The sequence below is a fragment of the Moorena sp. SIO3B2 genome, from assembly GCF_010692525.1.
Classification (GTDB): domain Bacteria; phylum Cyanobacteriota; class Cyanobacteriia; order Cyanobacteriales; family Coleofasciculaceae; genus Moorena; species Moorena producens.
The window spans coordinates 1-1,915 of sequence record NZ_JAAHHE010000451.1; the positions used below are offsets into that span (position 1 = coordinate 1).

General features: G+C 43.2%; 1 protein-coding gene and 1 pseudogene. One reads left to right on the top strand and one right to left on the bottom strand.

Annotated elements, in window-relative coordinates:
* A pseudogene (locus tag F6K38_RS35920) lies at window positions 1-255 on the top strand (ATP-grasp domain-containing protein); the annotation flags it as partial.
* Between the two features lie 496 nt (window positions 256-751).
* Here the strand turns inward: F6K38_RS35920 and F6K38_RS35925 are convergent.
* Window positions 752-1,585: a cyclase family protein gene (locus F6K38_RS35925; RefSeq protein ID WP_287359820.1), complete on the bottom strand. Its 834-nt coding sequence runs from the start codon at window positions 1,583-1,585 to the stop codon at window positions 752-754.
* Window positions 1,586-1,915 lie beyond the last annotated feature (330 nt).

The following is a 1,915-nucleotide window of genomic DNA, read 5'->3' on the forward strand; positions in this document are numbered from 1 at the left end:
AAAGAAGGAAAAATTTTTAGTATTGTAATCTTAGATAACTCCACTGGTATAGATGTAGATAGTATTAACTCATTTGATTATGATCAGCTAGTTTCAAATTTTGAAAAACCAATAGAACTAAGAAAAACTGATTACAAAGAGTACCCTGTCTTTGGTTTCTTGTTCACGGAAACCAGAGAGGATAATTTTCTTGAGCTTAAAAACATCCTAAATTCAGACTTGAATGAGTTTATATCCACCACTGTTATAACCTGAGACCGAAGAGCCAAGAATTATCGCCCACAGTCGTTAAATTTAGGTGCGACCCCTGGCGAATTAAATTAGCCGTTCGCTTTCCGTTCGCCGTAGGCGACGGAAAGCGCACCTCCATTGATTAAGGCCTCAGAAGAAACCTTAGAATAAAGGCTTAGTCTGAGGCCTTAATCAATAAATTTTGACCCTTTTCTGCATAGCCTGCCAACTAGAAAGGCGACCCTATCCTTACGGTAACTTCTAACCACTATTCTTACAGTAACTTCTAACCACGCCGACCTTGATCCTAGGTCGCCGCTACGCGAACGGTGCTGACGTGGGGCATAAGCGCGGATGAAGCTAACTGAATCTCCAAAAGGTTCCTAAATATATATAGCGCTAAGCTCTATATACCCATTCGATTGATTTGTGATTTATTACTGCTAGAGATAATCATGAATCGATCAATGCGATCGCTAACTTAAACTGCAGCACTAAACAGCAGCAGTAAATTCCAGCACTAGGGAATAATTGCGAACACCCTTGCTGGAAAACCAGAACCTTTCAGGGGCTTAGGAAACGTTACTATTGCGATCGCACCATACTCCGGCACCTGATTCAAGTTAGTCAGCAACTCAATCTGATACTTGTCTTGGCTGAGAATATAGTTTTCTAGGGAATAGTCCCCTTGGCTAGTGGCAATTCCAGGGTCAGTATCAGTTGGTTCATGACCGGAAGCAGTAATGTAGCGTTCTTCGTAAAGATATTTCAGTACTTCAGCACTCCAGCCAGGATAATGGGCAATACCATTAGGGTCAGCATTACGCATTTTGGTCATACTTGGCCAAGCCTTAGACCAATCCGTACGCATTGCTACAAATGCCCCTTCTGGCACCAAACCATATTTCTGTTCCCAAGCTTGTACATCTTCCAGGGTAATTTGATAGTCGGGGTTGTGACTGACCTTGTCGCTGACATCGATTACCACCAGGGGTAGCACCATTTCAGTGACCGGGATTTCATCCTGAAACCGTTTACCCCTGACGAAATGAGCTGGCGGATCAACATGGGTACCCCACTGACCAGGAATATTATAGCGCTGTGCCCAAAATCCAGACCCCTTGGTGCCAATCATCTCATCGTAGTAGTAGGTTGTGGTGCGTGTTTCAGGATCAAAGCCTGGCCAGTGGGGAATCTGGGGATGAAAGGTATGGGTTAAATCCACAAACTCATGAGACTTTAGTTCTGCTAATTTATCCCAAAGACTGGGGTACTCAGCGGTTTGGGCAGTGCTCGGGTTTGCCAAACCGACTATGACAATCATGGTTAAGACCAACAAAGCTTTACGCAACATGGCTCTTGCCTATAAAAAGTATGAAATGAAGTATCAAGGATTCAGCATAAACCATGAAGCATTAAGGATTAAGAATGAATCAGTGTAAGCATTCAGCTATTAGCCATCAGCTATCAGCCATCAGCTATCAGCAGTCAGCTGACTGCTTTTCCCGTAGCGTGCGCGTAGCGCATATGCTTACGAATCAGTATCCATGCTTTATCCATATGTTCTACCCATACCAAAAATGCTATAGACCAGTTACTTCCTATATTCATTACTCAGGACTGACGTACTGACGCACTTATTCACTCAATTCGACGTCAAACGCTTAGAAATCTGGTTAATTAG